This window comes from Pseudomonas sp. AB39(2026), from assembly GCF_059831485.1.
Genome location: NZ_CP195212.1, coordinates 1,361,483 through 1,375,536 on the forward strand (window position 1 = coordinate 1,361,483; position 14,054 = coordinate 1,375,536).

At 60.8% G+C, this 14,054-nt stretch carries 11 protein-coding genes; 5 read left to right on the forward strand and 6 right to left on the reverse strand.

The features are described from left to right. Positions 1 to 2 precede the first annotated feature (2 nt). Both ACSAMW_RS05905 and ACSAMW_RS05910 read left to right on the forward strand, forming a co-directional pair. Positions 3 to 1,235 carry an exonuclease SbcCD subunit D C-terminal domain-containing protein gene (locus tag ACSAMW_RS05905; RefSeq protein ID WP_500593116.1) on the forward strand — a complete coding sequence of 411 codons (1,233 nt, stop codon included), beginning with the start codon at positions 3 to 5 and terminating at the stop codon, positions 1,233 to 1,235. Next, positions 1,232 to 4,864 carry an AAA family ATPase gene (locus ACSAMW_RS05910; RefSeq protein ID WP_500593117.1) on the forward strand — a complete coding sequence of 1,211 codons (3,633 nt, stop codon included), beginning with the start codon at positions 1,232 to 1,234 and terminating at the stop codon, positions 4,862 to 4,864. Before ACSAMW_RS05905 ends, ACSAMW_RS05910 begins: the two co-directional genes overlap by 4 nt. A 171-nt stretch (positions 4,865 to 5,035) precedes the next feature. Here the strand turns inward: ACSAMW_RS05910 and ACSAMW_RS05915 are convergent, their stop codons facing one another. The 4 genes from ACSAMW_RS05915 to ACSAMW_RS05930 form a co-directional block, all read right to left on the reverse strand. Next, positions 5,036 to 6,193, reverse strand: a complete 1,158-nt coding sequence (locus ACSAMW_RS05915; protein WP_500593118.1) for a lactonase family protein — start codon at positions 6,191 to 6,193, stop codon at positions 5,036 to 5,038. A 64-nt stretch (positions 6,194 to 6,257) separates the two neighbouring features. Further along, positions 6,258 to 6,536: a DUF5629 family protein gene (locus ACSAMW_RS05920; RefSeq protein WP_500593119.1), complete on the reverse strand. Its 279-nt coding sequence runs from the start codon at positions 6,534 to 6,536 to the stop codon at positions 6,258 to 6,260. A gap of 55 nt (positions 6,537 to 6,591) precedes the next feature. Beyond that, positions 6,592 to 7,584 (reverse strand): AraD1 family protein, encoded by a 993-nt coding sequence (gene araD1 / locus ACSAMW_RS05925; protein ID WP_500593120.1) that lies wholly within the window; start codon positions 7,582 to 7,584, stop codon positions 6,592 to 6,594. A gap of 21 nt (positions 7,585 to 7,605) precedes the next feature. After that, the gene (locus ACSAMW_RS05930) at positions 7,606 to 8,916 is read right to left on the reverse strand and encodes an MFS transporter (protein ID WP_500593121.1); all 1,311 of its coding nucleotides are present in this window, start codon (positions 8,914 to 8,916) and stop codon (positions 7,606 to 7,608) included. Positions 8,917 to 9,118: 202 nt separating this feature from the next. Between ACSAMW_RS05930 and ACSAMW_RS05935 the strand changes: the two genes are divergently transcribed. Next, the gene (locus tag ACSAMW_RS05935) at positions 9,119 to 10,858 is read left to right on the forward strand and encodes an IlvD/Edd family dehydratase (protein ID WP_500593122.1); all 1,740 of its coding nucleotides are present in this window, start codon (positions 9,119 to 9,121) and stop codon (positions 10,856 to 10,858) included. Positions 10,859 to 10,917: 59 nt separating this feature from the next. Here the strand turns inward: ACSAMW_RS05935 and ACSAMW_RS05940 are convergent, their stop codons facing one another. Both ACSAMW_RS05940 and ACSAMW_RS05945 read right to left on the reverse strand, forming a co-directional pair. Further along, a complete protein-coding gene (locus ACSAMW_RS05940; RefSeq protein WP_500593123.1) occupies positions 10,918 to 11,661 on the reverse strand; it encodes a hypothetical protein in 744 nt (247 codons plus the stop codon). A 53-nt stretch (positions 11,662 to 11,714) separates the two neighbouring features. After that, positions 11,715 to 11,915, reverse strand: a complete 201-nt coding sequence (locus ACSAMW_RS05945) for a hypothetical protein (RefSeq protein WP_500593124.1) — start codon at positions 11,913 to 11,915, stop codon at positions 11,715 to 11,717. A 372-nt stretch (positions 11,916 to 12,287) separates the two neighbouring features. Between ACSAMW_RS05945 and ACSAMW_RS05950 the strand changes: the two genes are divergently transcribed. Continuing rightward, positions 12,288 to 13,061 (forward strand): hypothetical protein, encoded by a 774-nt coding sequence (locus ACSAMW_RS05950; protein ID WP_500593125.1) that lies wholly within the window; start codon positions 12,288 to 12,290, stop codon positions 13,059 to 13,061. A 255-nt stretch (positions 13,062 to 13,316) separates the two neighbouring features. Beyond that, on the forward strand, positions 13,317 to 14,039 hold the full coding sequence (locus tag ACSAMW_RS05955; protein WP_168083677.1) for a FadR/GntR family transcriptional regulator: 723 nt from the start codon (positions 13,317 to 13,319) through the stop codon (positions 14,037 to 14,039). Positions 14,040 to 14,054 lie beyond the last annotated feature (15 nt).

Sequence of the window (14,054 nt, forward strand, 5' to 3'; positions counted from 1 at the left end):
CCATGCGCTTATTGCACACCTCGGACTGGCACCTGGGGCAAAGCCTTCATGGCCAAGACCGTGACTTCGAACACCAGGCCTTTCTAAACTGGCTGCTGGCCCGTCTCGTTGCGCTGGCGCCCGATGCCTTGCTGATCGCCGGGGACATTTTCGACACGGTGAACCCGCCGCTCAAAGCCCAGGAGCGGCTCTACGATTTCATCGTCAGTGCCCATGAAGCCCTGCCCTCGCTGACCCTGGTAATGATTGCCGGCAACCACGACTCCGGTTCCCGTATCGAACTGCCTGCCCCCCTGATGCGCCGCCTGCGCACCCATGCGCTCGGGCGCGTGCTGTGGTTGAACGACGGCGAGCTGGACTGCGACCGCCTGCTTATCCCCTTGAGCGATGCCACCGGTGCGACCGCGGCCTGGTGCCTGGCACTGCCCTTCCTGCGCCCAGCCGAAGTGACCGGCCTGCACCTGGGCGAGGACTACCTTGGCGGAATCGCGCAGGTTCACCAACGGCTGATTGCCGCGGCCAATGCACGCCGCCAACCCGGCCAGCCCCTGATTGCCATCAGCCATGCCCACATGGCCGGTGGCACGGTGTCCCTGGAGTCCGAGCGCAGCCTGGTCATTGGCACCGCCGAGGCGCTGCCGGCCAGCCTGTTCGACGACAGCGTGGGCTACGTTGCCCTAGGCCACCTGCACAAGCCGCAACAGGTCAATGGCGAGCAGCGCCTGCGCTACAGCGGCTCGCCCATACCCTTGTCCTTCTCGGAGGTGGACTACCCCCACCAGGTGTTGCAAGTGGACTTCAACGGCGACCGCTTGGAACAGGTGGTCCCGCACCGGGTGCCCCGCGCCGTGGACCTGCTGCGCGTTGGGCCTGCCTCCCTGGACCATGTGCTGGCAACCCTCGACGCCTTGCCTGTGCCGGACCTGCTGGCCAGCGTGGTCCAGCATCCCTGGCTTGAAGTGAGGGTACAGCTGGACGCGCCACAGCCAGACCTGCGTGCTCGGGTCGAAGCGGCACTGGAGGGCAAGGCCGCTCGCCTGGTGCGTATTGCCGTGGATTATCAAGGCAGTGGCCGTCGCGAGGGCGACGTGGCCCTGGAGCAGCTTGAACAGCTCACACCGGAGCAAGTGTTCAGTCGAGCCTGGGAAGAGCAGTACGGCAGCGCCGTGGATGAGCCTACCCTGGCAGACTTTCTCCTGCTGCTTCAGGAAGAACAGTTGGAGCAGCAGCCGTGAAGATTCTTGCGATTCGCCTGAAAAACCTCGCCTCTCTGGCCGGCCCGGTGGAGCTGGACTTTACCGCTGAACCCTTGGCCAGTGCTGGGCTTTTCGCAATCACAGGCCCTACGGGCGCTGGCAAAAGCACGTTGCTCGATGCCCTGTGCCTGGCCTTGTTTGGCGCTGTACCCCGGCTGGGCCACACAAGCAGTAGCAGCAAAGTGCCGGACGTCGACGGCGAGATCAGCACCGGTGACCCGCGTAACCTGTTGCGCCGAGGCGCCGGGGCCGGTTATGCCGAGGTGGACTTTCTTGGGGTGGACGGCGTGCGCTATCGGGCACGATGGGAAGCCAACCGTGCCCGTGAAAAGGCCAATGGCAAGCTTCAGGGCAGCCGGCAGAGCCTGCGAGACCTGAACACCCAACAATTGCTCACCACCCAGAAAAACGAATACCGCCCCCTGCTCGAAGCCTGCCTTGGCTTGAACTTTGAACAGTTCACCCGTGCCGTGATGCTGGCACAAAGTGAATTCAGTGCCTTTCTCAAGTCCGATGACAATGAGCGCAGCGAACTGCTGGAGAAGCTGACCGATACGGCGCTGTACAGCCGCCTGGGCCGGCGCGCCTATGACAAGGCACGCACGGCCCGCCAGCAGCTGGACGCCTTGCAGGCACAGGAAGGTGCATTCGCCGCCTTGAGCGAGGACGAGCGGCAAGCGTTGGAGGGCCGCCTGAACCAGGCGCGGGAGGCACTGCTCACCGCCCAGGCCCACCGCAAGGCCTTGGACGTCCAGCACCAGCACCACCTGGCAGGCACACGCCTGGCGGCCGAGCTGACCGCAGCCACGGAGGCGCTGGCTCAGGCTGAAGCGGGCTGGCAACAGCTGGCCAACGAACGCGAGGACCTTACCCACCTTCAGGCCCTTGCCCCCCAAAGGGCGCTGCTGGAACGCCATGCCCGGCTGGCAGGCCAAGTGCAGCAGCTTGAGCAGGCTACCACTGCCGCCAACGCGCGTGTGATTGCGCTCCAGGAAGCCAGTGTTCATAGCCAGCAGGCCTTGCAAGCCGCCGATCAGGCCTTGCAAACGGCCCTTGACCAACAAACCGAAGCTGGGCCAGCCTTGCGTGAGGCGTTCGAGCAGCAGGCAGCGCTTCACCACGTAGAGCAGGACCTGGCGCCGCAGCAGGCCCGAGAGGCCCAGCTCAACGCCGAGCACGGGCAGGCCGAACAGGCTCAGGCCGCCCTTGAGAACGCTCATGCCCGTGGTGCGGCGGCCCTTGAATCGCTGGGCGCTCAGTTGGGTGCGAGCACGGCGCTGGCGCAACTGGCCGAGGCCTGGCAGGCCTACCAGCCTCGGCTGCACCGGGCGGTACAGGTCGCGGCTGAGGTGCGGCAGTTGCACACGCAGTTACCGGCCCTGAACAAAGCGTCTGAGTCCGCTCACCAGCGGCACAGCGCTGCCCAGGCCACACTGGACGAGATTATGAGGCGGTTGGGCAACCCATCGGACCTGGGCGAGCGGCTGCGCCTGCTCAACACACTGCTCAAGGACAACCGTACAGGGCTGGACGACCTGAGTACGCTGGAAGGCCAGTGGCGTCGCTGTGCCGAGAGTGACACGCGTTTGGCCGACATGCGGCTTCAACAGCAACGCCTGGCCGAACAACGTGAACGGTTGACTCAGGAAGGCCAAGCGGTGAAAACCGAGCATGCCGCCGCCAGCCAGGCACTGGACGTCACCACACAGTTGCTCGAACGCCAGCACCTGGCCCGCCTGCGTGCCGGGCTGGTGCCAAACGAGCCCTGCCCTGTGTGCGGCAGTGCCGAACACCCTGGCCAAGCCGGCGAAACCAGCACGGTGCTGGAGACCCTGGAGGCCCAGGACCTGGCCGACAGGCAGGCAGCCCAAGACAAGGTACAGGCACTGGCCAGTCGGCTGGCCGAACTTCGAGCTGAAGTCCGGGGGCTGATGGAGCAGCAGAAAACCACGGCAGAGCAGCACCAGCGTGTCAGCGCTGAGCAGGCCGCCGACCTTGAGGCGTTGCAACAGCTGCCACGGCAAGAGGCGTTACTGGCTGTCGATGCGCCGAAACGCCAGGCCTGGTTGAAGGAAGCCAGTACCCGCCTGCGCACGCAGATTGCTACTGATGAGGAACAGCTCAACCAGCTCATTACGGCCCAGGGCGAGGCCACCGGCCACCAGAACCAGGTGCAGGCGGCCCAGCAAGCCGCCAAGGATGCCGCAAGTGCCGCACAGGCGCACTTTGAGCAACTGCAGCGGGAGCAGCAGCGCTTTGACGAAGAGCTAGAGGCCTTCGCCGAATTGCTGCCTGCCCCTGTGCTAGAGGCGCTGCGGGACCATCCAGCCCAGGCCCTGGCCGAGCTGGAGGCCGCCGTAGGTGAACGACTCGGCCTTTTGGACCAACAACACACCCACACCCTGGCCCATACGCAACGCCAACAACAGCACGTATTGGCGACAGCACAGTCGCTCAGCCTGGCCGAGCAGTTGGCAACCGTGCGAGCCGGCCTGGAAAGCCAGTTGAAACGACGCGCGGAGCTGCGTGCCAAGTTGGCCGAGCGCTTGGGACCGCACGCCACCGCCGACGCCTGGCAGGCCAGCCTGGAACAAGCGGTCGTAGGGGCTCGCTTGGGCCAGTCCCAGGCCGCTCAGGCGGTGCAACACAGCAGCCATGACGCCTTGGCGGCCCAAGGACAGGCGCAGGCGCTACGCGATCAGCATGCCAGCGCCCAGCAAGAGCATGCCGAGTTGACCACCCAATTGGCCCGGTGGCGAGAGACCTGCCCTGCACTGGATGACACCCGCCTGGCGCGCCTGCTGGCCATCGCCCCAGAGGCTGAAGACCAGCTGCGAAACCGCCTTCAGTCGGCGCAGACGGCATTGGAACATGCCAGTGTGCTGCAGGCCGAGCGGGCGCAGCGTGTGCAGGCGCATGCCGAGCAGAGCAACCCAGAGGGGCTGGAGCCCGAAGCATTGAGCCAGGCGTTGGATGCTGCGGAAACAGACTGTACCGAGCGAGAACACGCCGTAGCCGAACTGCGTGCCGCGCAGTTGGAAGATGATCGGCGTCGGCAGGCCAGGGAGGCGCTGGCCACGCAGGTCGAGGCGGCCCAGGCTGAGCATCGCCGTTGGGGGCGGCTGTCGGCCTTGATCGGCTCGGCGGAGGGTGACCGGCTACGTAAAATCGCCCAGGCGTATAACCTGGACCTGCTGATTCGCCATGCCAATGCCCAACTGCTGCAATTGGTACGGCGCTACCGGCTCAAACGCGGTGGCAGTGCCTTAGGGCTGCTGGTAGTGGATACGGAAATGGCGGACGAAGTGCGCTCGGTGCATTCGCTCAGCGGCGGGGAGACCTTCCTGGTGTCATTGGCCTTGGCCCTGGGCCTGGCCTCCATGGCCTCGGACAACCTTCGCATCGAGTCACTGTTCATTGACGAAGGCTTTGGCAGCCTGGACCCGGAGTCACTGCAACTGGCCATGGACGCCCTGGACAACCTGCAAGCCCAAGGCCGGAAAGTGGCGGTCATTTCCCACGTCCAGGAGATGCACGAGCGCATCCCCGTGCAGATCCAGGTGCGCCGACAGGGCAACGGGTTGAGCGAGGTGACGGTCGTACCGTAGCGAGTGTGACCAGTTACCGGGTTTCGCCTCTGGCTACACCCAGTCCCACAGGGATGAGCTGCTCCCCAGGGTTGGACACCTATCCAACCTTGGGAGGCTCCATGGGTAAGTACAGCCAAACCCTGTGGGAGCTGGCGCAAGCCTGCGAACCTGTTCATGGAACCGGCGGCATCACCGCGTGGGCAGCAGGAATTTCAGGTCCGACGGTGAGTCCTGCGTGTAGTGCTGCACGGTACGGGTCAGCATGCCGCTTTTCGCATCCCGCTCCATCACTACAATCTCGTTGCTCTTCTGGTTAGCGATCAACACGAACCGCCCGGTAGGGTCCAGGGTGAACTCCCGGGGATGGTCACCTTCAATGGAGCGGCGTTGTACCACTTTCAGACCGCCCTCACGGTCCACGGCGTATACCACCAGCTCATTGACGGCGCCTCGGTTGGCCACGTACAGGAACTTGCCGTCTGGGGACAGGTGCAGCCCACCACCGGCGCCCTGGGCAGGTTGCTGACCCGGTACCAGGTCCTGGAGTTGAGTGCGTACCAGGTTACCTGCACGCCATTGGAAGCTGGCGACCTGGGCAGGCATTTCCAAGGTAAGCCACGCGTGCCCGCCCTTGGCGTCGAACTGAAGATGGCGAGGCCCCCCACCGGGTGGCAGGGACACCGAGGCCGGGCTGGCCGGGTTCAGCGGTGCCTTGGCGTTGTTCTGGTAGCGGTAGATAAAAATCTTGTCGGCGCCCAGGTCGTTGGCATACACATACCCCCGGTTGCTGACCACCGAGTGCACATGGCCGCCCGCCTGGCGCTCAGGGTTGACCTTGCTGGGCGCATTGCGGAACTGCTGCACCACTTCACCCAGGGTGCCATCTTCGTTGACCGGCAACACCGTCAGGCTGCCGCCTGGGTCCGGCGCAACGGCATAGTTGGACACGAACAGAAAGTGCTCATCCTCGCTCAGGCTGGCATGGGTCGGTTCGTCGCCCTTGCTTTCCACCTGGTTCACGGGGGTCACTTCATGGGTGGCCGGGTCAATGCGGTAGCTGCTCACCCGCCCGATGGGGTCTTTGGCGCCTGGGCCGTTTTCGTTGGAGACGAACAGGCGGGTCTGGGCCTTGTTAAGGGTGAGCCAAGAGGGGTTATCCGCCTTGATGACCTGTACAGGGTCGCGGGCGATCTGGCCGGTCTGGCTGTCGAAACGCAGGCGATACAGGCCTTGGCTGGCACCTTGTGTATAGGTCCCGACCAGCAGGTCGTAGGTGGTGGCATTGGCAAGGGTGGCGCCTAAGGTCGCGGCGCCGGCAAGGGTAAGCGTCATCAGTACTCGCAGCATGTTGAATCCTCAGTGGAAGACCATGCCCACGCGCAAAAGTTGATCTCCAGACAGCCTGTAAATCTTATTCTTGGTCGTCATCTTCTTCGGCAGAAAAGGCGTCCAGCAAGCGTAGCCGGTGCTCAGTATCGAGTCCGTCGATTTTCCACTGGTCGCCTTCCGTAACGAAGTTTGCGCAGGCAACCGCTTCGAGGCTGAAATGCCAGCGCCGTTCCGTCCGCCCATCCATACAGACAATGGTCAGGCCATCGTCGGCTAACGCAAAGTCGAAGGCGTAGAGCTCATCAATGATGATCATGTCGGCACATTCAAGCGCCTGGGCAAGGGTTTGGGTCTGGGTCATGGTGGGGCTCTACAAGGGTAAAGGTAGCTAGTTTACCCTTGCGATCCCTAAGGCGTTACAGCACGCGCACATCCCCTGGCTGGAACACCGCCTCGGCAGGGGCGATTCCGTTGCGCAAGGGTTCACCGAAGGCTTCCAGGCTGATCTCGAACGTATCCCCTGGGCAGGCCTTGACCCCATCGGCGAAGGACAACGTGGCCGTGCCGAAGAAGTGTACGTGCACATCGCCGGGGCGCAGGAATTGCGCGTACTTGAAGTGGTGGTATTCCAGGTTTTCAAAACTGTGGCACATGTTGGCGGCGCCACTGAGAAACTCCTTTTCCCACAATACTTCGCCGTTGCGGTGAATGCGGCTGGCGCCGGCCAGGTGGTCCGGCAGCGTGCCGACGCGCAGTTCCGGCCCGAAAGCACAGGCACGCAGTTTCGAGTGGGCCAGGTAAAGGTAGTTTTTGCGCTCCATCACATGGTCCGAGAACTCGTTACCCAGGGCATACCCCAGGCGATACGGGCGGTGGTCCGGCCCGATCACATACAGCCCGGCCAGCTCTGGCTCTTCACCGGCGTCTTCGGCAAACGGTGGCAGTGGGAAAGCGCCCCCTGGGCGCACCAGAATGCTGCCATCGCCTTTGTAGAACCACTCCGGCTGCACGCCCGCCTCGCCCGCAGCAGGTTTGCCGCCTTCCAGGCCCCACTTGAATATCTTCATGCTGTCGGTGACAGCCGTTTCGTCATGGGCCTGCTGGTGCATCTTGTCCCGGGTGGCGGCGCTGCCCAGGTGGGTCAGGCCAGTGCCTGTTACCAGCACGTGGGCGGTGTCGGGGTGGTCCAAGGGGGACAGAATACGTCCCTCATCCAGCAACTGCCGGTAGCTCAGGCGTTCGCCACGGGGGCAGCGTTCAGCCGCTTCGGCCAAGCTGTGGCCCTGCTCGATGGCACGCAACGCCAGCTCGCGGGTGGAGGTCACCTCGCCGAGCACCTGTACCTGTTCCCCCTCCACCAGGCCTACATGGCGAGTGCCGGCGGCGGTTTGTAATTGTACTAAACGCATAATGGTCTCTCTCTGGCAGGTTCAGGTACGGGCGCTGGCGGCGAAGTTTTCAGCAGGCAGCACATGGCGCCGTTCCAGCACGCGGTACACGATAAAAGTGAGCACCAGGCCGAACAGCATCACGCCGGTGAGGAAATACAGCCCGCTGGCCAACTGGCCGGTGGCCTCTTTCAAAGCCCCTACTACGAAGGGGCCCAAGTAACCGCCCAGGTTGCCCACCGAATTGATCAGGGCAATACCGGCGGCAGCGCTGGCACCGGCAAAGAAGCGGCCTGGCAAGGTCCAGAACACCGCCGTACAGGAGAACAGCGCGAAGGCCACCAGGCAGAGTGCGACCAGTTGCAAAGCGGGCGCCGCAAACCAGGCGGCACCGAACAGGCCGGCAGCCCCCAACACGTACAGCACAGCCAGGTGCCCATAGCGGTCATTGAGGCGGTCCGATCTACGCGGGATCACCAACAGCCCAATGATGCCGAACACATAAGGAACGGCGGAGACAAAGCCGGTGGTCAGGTCGCTGCCGCCAAACTGCTTGATCAGGGTAGGCAGCCACAGGCCTAGCCCGTAGATGCTCAGGGTAACCGGCAGGTAAAACAGTGCCAGCAGCAGCACACGAAAATCCTTCAGCGCGTGCAGCGGGTTGCCGTGGCGGGTCTGGCCATAGGCTTGCAGGTCTCTTTCCAGCTCACCCGTCAACCAGGCTTTTTCAGCCTCGGTCATCCAGGTGACTTGGCGCGGCCCGTCCGGCAACCAGCGCAGCACCGGCCAGGTCAGCAAGATGGCGGGCGTACCGATCACGATGAACAACCACTGCCAGCCATGCAGCCCCAACACCCCTTCCATGCCCAGCAGGCCGCCAGACACCGGCCCGGTGATCATCATGGCAATGGGCTGGGACAGGATGAACAGGCCCAGGATTTTTCCGCGGTGGCGCACCGGAAACCATTGGGTGATGTAGTACAGAACGCCAGGGAAAAAGCCCGCTTCGGCGGCCCCTAGCAGAAAGCGCATCACGTAGAAGCTATGAGGCCCCTGCACGAAGGCCATGCCAATGGTAATGGCGCCCCAGGTGATCATGATGCGGGCGAACCAGCGCCGTGCGCCGAAGCGTTCGAGCATCAGGTTGCTGGGGATCTCCAGCAGGAAGTAACCCACGAAGAACAGCCCGGCGCCCAGGCCGTAGGCGGCATCGCCGATGCCCACGTCCCCACCCATGTGCAGCTTGGCGAAGCCCACGGCCGAGCGGTCCACGTAGGCCACCAGGTAAAGCAGTACAAGGAAGGGCACCAGCTTGAAAGTGATGCGGCGTATAAGCCCGAGTTCCTGGCTCATGGCGGGTGTTCTCCAGGTCTGTTGTTTTTATGGAACCTGTCTGGAATGCGGCATGGCGGCGGTTATCCCGGCACCTGCACTCAGCGTTGTTGAGCGGACTATATAGTAATACTATTTAAGCAACAAGGCCTTCCCATGCACGCCAATACCGCCTATTTTAATGGCATGCGGCACCATTAGTCTTACAATAAGAGAGCCTGACATGTCTGACAAAAAACCCACCCTGCGCTCGGCCCAATGGTTCGGCACCAACGACAAAAACGGCTTCATGTACCGCAGCTGGATGAAGAACCAAGGCATTGCCGATCACCAGTTCCATGGCAAACCGATTATCGGCATCTGCAACACCTGGTCCGAACTTACGCCCTGCAACGCCCATTTCCGTCAGATCGCTGAGCACGTCAAACGGGGTGTGCTGGAGGCCGGTGGCTTCCCGGTGGAATTCCCGGTGTTCTCCAACGGTGAGTCCAACCTGCGCCCCACCGCCATGCTGACCCGCAACCTGGCGAGCATGGATGTGGAAGAAGCCATTCGCGGTAACCCCGTCGATGGTGTGGTATTGCTGACCGGCTGCGACAAGACTACCCCCGCCCTGCTGATGGGCGCCGCCAGCTGCGACGTGCCGGCCATTGTGGTCACCGGTGGCCCTATGCTCAACGGTAAGCACCATGGCCGTGACATCGGTGCCGGCACCATCGTGTGGCAAATGCACGAAGCCTATAAGGGTGGCCTGATTGGCCTGGACGAATTCCTGTCCGCTGAAGCCGGCATGTCCCGCTCGGCGGGCACCTGCAACACCATGGGCACAGCCTCCACCATGGCCTGCATGGCAGAATCCCTGGGCGTGTCCCTGCCCCACAACGCAGCCATTCCGGCAGTGGACTCACGCCGTTATGTACTGGCCCACATGTCCGGCATGCGCGCGGTGGAGATGGTGAAGGAGGACCTGCGCCTGTCCAAGGTGCTCACCCGTGAAGCGTTCGAAAACGCCATCCGCGTGAACGCGGCCATCGGCGGCTCTACCAACGCTGTGATTCACCTCAAGGCCATTGCCGGGCGCATCGGCGTAGACCTTGAACTGGACGACTGGACCCGGGTCGGCCGTGGCACCCCGACGCTGGTGGACCTGCAACCGTCCGGTCGCTTCCTGATGGAAGAGTTTTATTACGCAGGCGGCCTGCCCGCCGTGCTCCGCCGCCTGGGCGAGAACAACCTGCTGCCCCACCCCAATGCCCTGACCGTGAACGGCCAAAGCCTGTGGGACAACGTGAAAGCCTCCCCTATCTACGGTGACGACCAGGTGATCCGTGCTATCGACAACCCACTGGTCGCCGACGGCGGCATCTGTGTGCTGCGTGGCAACCTGGCGCCCAATGGCGCGGTACTCAAGCCTTCTGCTGCGACACCTGCGCTGATGCGGCACCGAGGCCGGGCCGTGGTGTTCGAAAACTTCGAGGAATACAAGGCGCGCATCAACGACCCAGAGCTAGACGTGGATGCCGACTCCATTCTGGTGATGAAAAACTGCGGCCCCAAGGGTTACCCCGGCATGGCCGAAGTCGGCAACATGGGGCTGCCGGCCAAGCTGCTGGCCCAGGGCGTAACCGACATGGTGCGTATTTCCGATGCCCGCATGAGTGGCACCGCTTACGGCACGGTGGTGTTGCACGTGGCGCCTGAAGCCGCCGCCGGGGGGCCATTGGCCGCGGTGCAGGAAGGCGATTTCATTGAACTGGACTGTGCTATCGGCCGGCTGCATCTGGACATCAGCGACGCCGAGCTTAACGCCCGCCTGGCCGACCGCCAGCCGCCAGTGAGCAACCTGATTCCGGGTGGGTATCGCCAGTTGTACGTGCAGCACGTGATGCAGGCCGACCAAGGGTGTGATTTTGACTTCTTGGTGGGGTGCAGAGGGGCTGAGGTGCCGCGGCATTCGCATTGATAAGCAAGGGTTGCCGGGGCCGCCTGTGCCCCGGCAGAGGATGATAGAAACCGGCCGCCCTAACCCACTTTGAACGCATAGTTTTTGCGAATGTGTTGATTGATGTAAGTGGTAAGCCCGCTCCCTTGCTTGGCCAGGCGCTGCATCTCCTGCACTGCCGCTACGCCGGGCCGGGTGGCGTCGTACACATACAGTGTAGGCCGGTCGCGGAAACGGACGGTGATGCTGTCACCATCGATCCGGTACGCCACCGCGCCGCTGCTGCCATCAGGGCCACCGTAGGGGAGCATGGTGTTGGTGGGGTGAGGGTTGTTGTGTGGGATGGGATTTGGTTCAACAAGCCAACGTGTGCCTAATTCGGCGTCATTGATAGCTTGATCGACTTTTTCTAGCCACTTTGAAAAATCCTCGGGCTCTTCCTCCTTTGTAAATTGTCTCCGTTTGGAAAGGTAGCCTTCCTCCCAAGCTTTGCGTGTGATGCTTGGCATGCCCATGATATATTCGCTTGTCTTTTTCAAACCGTCGCCACGGTTTGACCACATTGCCAATTCCGCGATAAATCCAAGGTTCGGGTTTTCTCTGTTTAGCTCACCTGGCCCCTCTGGGTTCATCTCTGCAGCCTTCAGCACTCGCTCTACTTCAACCATCACCTCATTGAGCCGCTCTTCATCTGCTCGATCGACCAACGTGTGATGCCGCGTGAGTGCCGCGTTGACAAGTTTTTTACGCGCTGTATTTTTCTGAATCCTATGGGGATGGTTAAGGGCGTCATTGTACAGCGCGTCTGCCTTGGCCTTAGTCAAATGGCCTGCCGCCACATCAGCATCAAGAATTTTTCTAAAGTAAGTTTGCGCTCTCAGGTTTTTTTTCTCAAGCGGGTATCGTGTTGGAAGCCTCCAAACGACAAGCCGCTGTTTCCGGTTGAAAAGCTTGCTTTATAGGGGTCACCTTGTCCTATTTCCCCACTTCTAACTGCCAAGCGCACGTATTCCTTTATGAGGCTATATCTAGAAGTGTTCTCAATGCCGGCTGATTGCTTTCCAATCACATCACTCATACCTAAGTCTCCTGACAGATAAACAGACAGTTTGCATGTCCTGCTCAGGTTGGACGTTCAACCTTTGACTCAACAGCCTGAATTGCTTCCTCTATACTTTAATTTCAAACCAACCAAATTGGACGCAGGGCAGAATTTTACAGTGAACAACCTCCAGGGCCTCACGATCTTCAACTAGGAGCCATCATTAGCCTGCATCAGATGTTATAGAAACATTTTGACATTAATGAAAAGCTTTCGCCATGCCCTCCCGAGCCAATACCCCTAACCTGAGCCTCATATACATATAATGTCGAAAAATGGCTGACTGAAAGGCTTCAAGCCGATACAGGTGAGTGATTAAATACCTACTACCTCAAGCACGGAGCGCTTATGAAAGCTTTGTTCTATCTAGCCACAGCAACCGTCCCCCTTCTGGCAGAAGCTAATAGCAGCGAAAACATCCCTTTCCATCGACAGCACGGTTATAGCGTCGAAACACTCACAGGCCAAAAGGCATACCGAGCGTTTACCAAACTTAAATCTATGGAGCTATTTCAGCAAATGCGTGGCTCCGATGTAAAATGCAAAACAATTTATCATGTATTGGATTCCGCCGGAGAAAGCGTAGGCTACGGTGCAACCTGCACATCCCACCTTAAAGACCGAAAGCATTTCTTTTGCTGGAGCGCTTCTGGAAAGCACTTTGGCTATGCGTCAGAAGGTTACAACGCAGGTCTTGACTGGATCGCTGATAGCGTTCTTCACAGCTGTGGCGGAAGATTAGTCACAGGAACGGACAGCCGCAAAATAAAAACTGAACCTCATCCTACTTCTCAAGACTGGAAATGGAAATTAGAGCTGCTAGGGTGGGTGAAGCGCCGCCCAGTGCTTACGATGCTGAAAAGCGACATCACAAAATATGGTTTCAAAGTGCCTCTTTTTTATTGCAGGAAAACGTTCTACATCAGCAGGGGATGGAATGATAACACCCACTATGCAACCATCTGCGAAATCGATGAAAAGGGTAAAAGCGCAATTTTCTGCTACGACAATATAGTAGGTAATTTCGCAGTGCTCACTCGCTACTACGATAACCCCGAGTGGATCGAAAACACTATTTACAGACACTGCTGGGCATGGCGTGATTCACGCATTTTTTTCTGACAGGTTGATTTGCGCTTAGTCTTTAGCTCATTACGTTATGTAGGCTTTCTGGGAAAGGAATACGTTAGTCACTGCTGTCCTGTATTTATGGCTTTGCTGCTGACGAATGAAGACAGGAGGAATGGTGTTCTGGCCTGTTGGGCTATCGCTGTGCAAGGTACCTACTGTAAAGGTTGTATGGCATAACCCAGTGTAGGCTAGCTGCCGCTTACGCTATCATGCCCCTTCCCGCCCTCGCAGGTATCGCCCTCCCCCATGGATTACCGCAAACCCTCCGAACGCAAAAGCATGCACGCCCGTATCGTCCAGGAACTGGGCATGCACATTGTGTCCGGCCGCTTCCCGCCGGACCAGAAACTGCCGCCCGAAGCGTCGCTGTGTGAGGAGTACGCTGTCAGCCGGCCGGTGCTGAGGGAGGCCACGCGTGTGCTGGTGGCCAAAGGGTTGGTGTATTCGCGGCCTCGTGTGGGTACGGTGGTGAAGGCACGCCGGGAATGGCATTTGCTGGACCCGGACGTGCTCCATTGGGTGATGCACACCACGCCCCAAAACGAGTTTTTTGCTTTGTTGACCAGCGTGCGGGCCATCATCGAGCCCGCGGCGGCGGCCTTGGCGGCGCAGCAGGCCACTGCCGAAGATGTGGCTTTAATTGGGGAGGCTTACCAGCGCATGGAAGCCGCGCAATCCCCGGAGGCGTTGTTGCAGCCGGACCTGGACTTTCACAGCCGTATTGCCGATGCCACCCACAACGATTTGCTGGCCCATTTGTGCAACATGCTCACCCTGGCCTTGCGGGAGGCTTTGAAGCATTCCAACCAGCGGCCCAACCTTCAGGAATTCGCCATGCCGCGGCACAAGGCGATTTTGACCGCGATAGAGAACCGTGACCCGCTGGCAGCGCAGCATGCCGCGCTGGTGCAGCTGGACGACGCACGCAATGCCTTGAATGTGGTGTTGGGGAAGCAGTTGGGACTATAAGGCGGGTATCGAGCG

Bases quoted from the DNA above. Each gene is read 5' to 3' on its own strand.
- ACSAMW_RS05905 (WP_500593116.1), top strand. From the start codon at position 3: ATGCGCTTATTGCACACCTCGGACTGGCACCTGGGGCAAAGCCTTCAT.
- ACSAMW_RS05915 (WP_500593118.1), bottom strand. From the start codon at position 6,193: ATGCTGCGAGTACTGATGACGCTTACCCTTGCCGGCGCCGCGACCTTA.
- ACSAMW_RS05920 (WP_500593119.1), bottom strand. From the start codon at position 6,536: ATGACCCAGACCCAAACCCTTGCCCAGGCGCTTGAATGTGCCGACATG.
- araD1 (WP_500593120.1), bottom strand. From the start codon at position 7,584: ATGCGTTTAGTACAATTACAAACCGCCGCCGGCACTCGCCATGTAGGC.
- ACSAMW_RS05930 (WP_500593121.1), bottom strand. From the start codon at position 8,916: ATGAGCCAGGAACTCGGGCTTATACGCCGCATCACTTTCAAGCTGGTG.
- ACSAMW_RS05935 (WP_500593122.1), top strand. From the start codon at position 9,119: ATGTCTGACAAAAAACCCACCCTGCGCTCGGCCCAATGGTTCGGCACC.
- ACSAMW_RS05945 (WP_500593124.1), bottom strand. From the start codon at position 11,915: ATGAGTGATGTGATTGGAAAGCAATCAGCCGGCATTGAGAACACTTCT.
- ACSAMW_RS05950 (WP_500593125.1), top strand. From the start codon at position 12,288: ATGAAAGCTTTGTTCTATCTAGCCACAGCAACCGTCCCCCTTCTGGCA.
- ACSAMW_RS05955 (WP_168083677.1), top strand. From the start codon at position 13,317: ATGGATTACCGCAAACCCTCCGAACGCAAAAGCATGCACGCCCGTATC.